Source organism: Methylobacterium nigriterrae, from assembly GCF_037106235.1.
Taxonomy (GTDB): domain Bacteria; phylum Pseudomonadota; class Alphaproteobacteria; order Rhizobiales; family Beijerinckiaceae; genus Methylobacterium; species Methylobacterium nigriterrae.
Genome location: NZ_JBAWTG010000240.1, coordinates 1 through 4614 on the forward strand (window position 1 = coordinate 1; position 4614 = coordinate 4614).

Genomic DNA, 4614 nt, shown 5'->3' on the forward strand with positions numbered 1-4614 from the left:
CAGGGAGGGGGAAAGAATGATCTCTATAGAAAAACCCCAGTTGTCCCCGCCGGCGGGAAGGAGAGGACGTACTTGGGGACAACGAGGGTCATTACAGGAGGAAGAGAGAAGATGATTTCTATAGAAATACATCCGTTGTCCCCTGGGTGGATCACCAGTGTCGTAGGACGACAATGGGAACATCACTGGGCAATTGAGATAATGACCCCTGAGGGAGGACAACGGGGGACATTACAGGAGGAGAGAGAAGATGATCTCTAGAGAAATTCCTCCGTTGTCCCCGGGAGGATCGCTGGTGTTGAGGATGTCAAGGGGGCGTGAGGGGAGAAACACCGATCAGAAAAGAGTATGATCCCCGGATGGGGACAACGGAGGAAATTACAGGAGAGGGAAAAGACGATCTCTATAGAAATTCCCCCGTTGTCCCCGCCTGGGAGGGGAGGGGTGATCGCTCGTTCTGGGACAACGGGGATCATTACAGGAGGGGGAGAAAGAATGATCTCCATAGAAATCCCCCGTTGTGCCGACCGAGTGGAAGGGGAGGAGGCCGGGACCGGAGACGACGGCCCGACTACCTCAAATCGCGAGAGTGCAGCGGCAGGCCAGACCCATTGTGGTTCGCACGAGGACGTGTGTCGCGGTGCCGGGGACAACGGGGGACATTACAGGACGAGGGAAAAGATGATCTCTATAAAAAGTCTCCAGTTGTCCCCGGCAGCGGAGGAGAGGGAAAAACCCGTGCGGAGGAGGGACAACGGGGAGCATTACAGGACGGAGAAAATAATGATCTCTATAAAAATCCACCCGTTGTCCCCAGCGGCGCAGTGGACGGCGGAAACCCGTGTCGGGGACAACGAGGGATATTACAGGGAGGAGAAAAGAATGATCTCTATAAAAAGTCTCCCGTTGTCCCCGAAGGCGGCACGATGCTGGCACAAGGCCATCAGAGTGCAATGCGAGCGGTCAGTTCCACGGTTTCCCCGATGTATGGACGGAAAGGGTTGCTCTGTCGCTGTCAATCACCGGCCTGATGAATTCGGTCTCGCGTCGGGGCGCGCCCCGCTCGGCGCCAGCCGAGAAGGCAAGCGTGCTCCCGAGATTGCGCGGACGTGCAGCGGTCGCGTTTCCGAGTCGGGGATCGGGAACGACGTCCGCAAGCGAGGAGAGCGGAGCCGATGCAGAGCCAAGGCTCGTGCAGGCGGTCTGCACCATGAACGAGAGGAAAGGGCCGAGCCATTCTCGTCCCGCGGCCACCAGCGTTCGCCCGTGTGACGATCCCTCCCGCCCTACCTCGGCGAGCCCAGAGCCGTCGAGCGATAAGGAGCTCGGAGGGGGGGCCGATGCTGCGCCAGATCGAGATCGGGACGGCCCACGGCTGCGGCGATTGAGAATCCCAGATTGGCCCGGTCCAAATTGCCAGTTGGGCCATGGTCGCCCGTAGAGCATGCAGGGCAGCATGGTGTGCTCGTCCGCGGTGTTGCTCGCTCGCCAATCAGACGAGGTTGTGACGGAACCACCGCACCTTAGCTGGTCAGGGAGAAGCAGGGACGCCTCGACGCCGTCAGTCGATCCTTTCTGGCGCCGATGATTGGGAGAGATCCTCAGCCGCGAGAGGTCTGTGGTCGTCCGGTCCCTCAGCACGAGGCTTGCGCGAGTTCAGCGCGCCGCCTTGTTCGACCTGATGCCGGCCGCCTCCGAGACTCATCTCGATCTTAATTCCGGCGTCATTGGGAATCGCAGGTCGTGCGAAACGAAGCATTTCGGACATTGCTCATGACCCTAGCGCGGCGCACCCGGCGCTTAATGAGGCGCTCGCTCGGTCACTTCAACATGGCTGAGGAGGCGCCAATCAACAATATACTCACCCTCCTCGCCGCCCACGTTCAACAGGCACGGTGCGCTGATAATTGCTTCGGCAGGGACATCCGAAACTAACACAACGGCGCGACCTTGAGGGAACGACACAGAAATCTCATTGTAAGTACCCGGATGAGGCTCTGCAAATGCCTCAGCCATTTCGCGGCTTCTAGTCCATGACACACCATATTTGCCATTCCAAAAAGCATCGCCGCGGTAAAGCCTCAGACCCTGCCCACAGTAGCGCGGAAGAAGCACCCATAACGCCCTGAGTAGAGTTTTACCGGTACCGACTTCGCTGCGTATTGTTTTGCCGTCCTCGATCCAGAAATCGAGGAAAAGCAATTGGGATTCAGGGGGAACCGTTTTTAAGTACGAGACGGCGCGCAGAGCAAGCCCCCAGCCATTCACCGTATCCTTGAGCTTAGCCGCAGCGCTAAGTAAAAGTCTCCTGTCGCTCTGCTTCACTGCTCTGAGGAGTTCAGCTGCTGCCTCTTTCGCGCGTCGACGTTCTCTAGTTAAGGGACTCTCGCTTCTATCTGCTTCGATCATGAATCTACCGCTTGGCTTCTCTGCGAACCCATGTTGCGCAGAAATTTTCGCGTGAATGTTACGCTAAAAAGTGTTACTCCTATGCTTCTGGCGAGCTAAAATACTCTGCAGACGTTAAGAGGCTTGTTTCTCAGAGCAGAGTTCGCAAACCGCGGGCCGCTCCAAATCGTCGGTGTGGCGCAAGGGGCGCCGTGAACAGCTAATTCCGCCGCGGGCCACGCGCCGTCAAACCAGCCGCTGGACTCGCCGAGGCGAATCGGAGGAAAGGACGACCACACCGAGTGCAGCACTGCATCGGTCGTTGCGGTTGCGCCATGCATTTCCACCAAAAGTCTCAACATGCGGTGTCAGGCTTGTCGAATTGAGAGTCGGTTCGAAAAGAAGAGCCGGTTGAATGTCGTTAGTCTGGGGCGCTGTCCCGACGAGAGGTCAACCCCAAGAGCGGACATGCTGCCGTGAATCAGCACTCGTCTAAAGCTGCGGTCCGGGAATTGCGGCCCCACGAACTGAGGATGTTGGGCCCGATCTGGCGAATAGACATGCATTTCCTGTAGCTTAAGTGGGAATGGCAGCCCCACGGCTTCGCGATGCCCCTATGCCGAAGCATGGCTTGAGCGACGGTCCCATGTGCCGTCGATAGTGTATCGGGAACGCGGTCCCATGAACAAAAACGGCAATACGGCTGATCAAAAAGTGCCTCCCAGATAGAGCCTTGGCAGCGGACTCGGCCCCGTGATCATAAGGCATGGCTAAGTAGACCCGAAGGACATGCCGAGAGAGCGTCGGTGCCGATAAGCACTCCAGCCACCCGTATTCGCCTCAAGAAGAAGCGGCGCGTGCGCCCCTCGAGGGGCCCGAAGACGTTCTGTGACCTGCACGCGCCGCAACGTGATGGGGAGATGTCTCGCGGGCTGGATGCCGGCGGCAGCGGGTTCCCCCGTGCTGCCGACGCTATCGCGGGACCGGCTCCGCAGGGCGGAGGTGACGATCACGTCCTCAACCACGTCCTCGTGTGAGCTCGTGCCGAGGACCCGTTCGCGCGCGGCGGTGCGGCTCTTCACCCACGCTTCTCACGTCCGAACCCGCTGCCGGCTGTGGGTCTCCACAGACCCTCTCCGCCGCCCCGCTCTCGGGGACCATTCAGTGAGCGCGAGCCTCAGCAGCGGTAGCCCTGCCATCCGTACGGACGCAGATCCGAGCAGCCACACCCGCCTGTGGAAACGCCGCCGCGTCGGCTGGTGGGCTGACCCGGGCCAACGCTACGCTTGCACAACTCCCGCGCGGCACAGGTGCCGGCGGCCAGGAGCGCCAAGGCAGGATCCCGCCGCGACGTGAGCCAGCCCCTCGACAGCATCGCCGGCGTGCTCGAGCAGACCGGCGAGTACCGCGTGCTGCGCCGGATCGCGCCATTCAGCGCCGGCCCCGAGCAGCCCGACGAGCCGACCTACATCGGCCTGATCCTCGACACCGAGACCACCGGCACCGACGTCACGCAGGACGAGGTGATCGAGCTCGGCATGATCCGCTTCGAGTACGGGCAGAGCGGACGCATCTACCGCGTGCTGGAGACCTTCAACCAGCTGCAGCAGCCCTCAAGGCCGATCCCGCCCGAGGTCACCCGGGTCACCGGCATCACCGACGCGGACGTCGCCGGACAGGAGATCGACGATGCGGCGGTGGCCACGCTGGCGGCCGATGCGGCCGTCGTCATCGCCCACAACGCCAGCTTCGACCGGCAGATGTGCGAGCGGCGCTGGCCCCTGTTCGCCGAGAGGAACTGGGCCTGCTCCTGCCACCAGGTGCCCTGGCGCGAGGAGGGGCACGAGGGGCTCAAGCTCGGCTATCTGCTGGTCGACTGCGGCTACTTCCACCAGGGGCACCGGGCGGTCGACGACTGCCAGGCCCTGCTGCAGCTGCTGGCGCGGCCGCTGCGGACGTCGGGCCGCCTGGCGCTGGCCTGCCTCCTGGAGACGGCCCGCAAGCCGACGGTGCGGCTCTGGGCGGAGGGCTCGCCGATCGAGACCAAGGACCTTCTGAAGGCGCGCAGCTACCGCTGGAGCCAGCGCCGGCGCAGCTGGTACCTCGACCTCGATGAGGCGCAGATCGAGATGATCCTCCTCTGAATGAGTGGACACCTCTGCTACGCTCCCATGGGGGCTGGAAGGTGTCTGATGGGGACAACGAAACGAACGTTCACGCCGGAGT

Annotated in this window: 3 protein-coding genes; 2 read left to right on the forward strand and 1 reads right to left on the reverse strand. The window is 61.5% G+C overall.

Going from position 1 to position 4614, the window contains the following annotated elements; translation table 11 throughout:
* A partial coding sequence (locus tag WDW90_RS35195; RefSeq protein ID WP_336492377.1) for a hypothetical protein occupies positions 1-261 on the forward strand: 261 nt, incomplete at its 5' end.
* 1539 nt (positions 262-1800) lie between these two features.
* Here WDW90_RS35195 and WDW90_RS35200 read toward each other — a convergent pair.
* Positions 1801-2409, reverse strand: coding sequence for a hypothetical protein (locus WDW90_RS35200; RefSeq protein WP_336492379.1), 609 nt, complete (start codon positions 2407-2409; stop codon positions 1801-1803).
* Between the two features lie 1331 nt (positions 2410-3740).
* Here WDW90_RS35200 and WDW90_RS35205 point away from each other — a divergent pair.
* Positions 3741-4532 carry a 3'-5' exonuclease gene (locus tag WDW90_RS35205; protein ID WP_336492380.1) on the forward strand — a complete coding sequence of 264 codons (792 nt, stop codon included), beginning with the start codon at positions 3741-3743 and terminating at the stop codon, positions 4530-4532.
* Positions 4533-4614 lie beyond the last annotated feature (82 nt).

Bases quoted from the DNA above. Each gene is read 5' to 3' on its own strand.
- WDW90_RS35200 (WP_336492379.1), bottom strand. From the start codon at position 2,409: ATGATCGAAGCAGATAGAAGCGAGAGTCCCTTAACTAGAGAACGTCGA.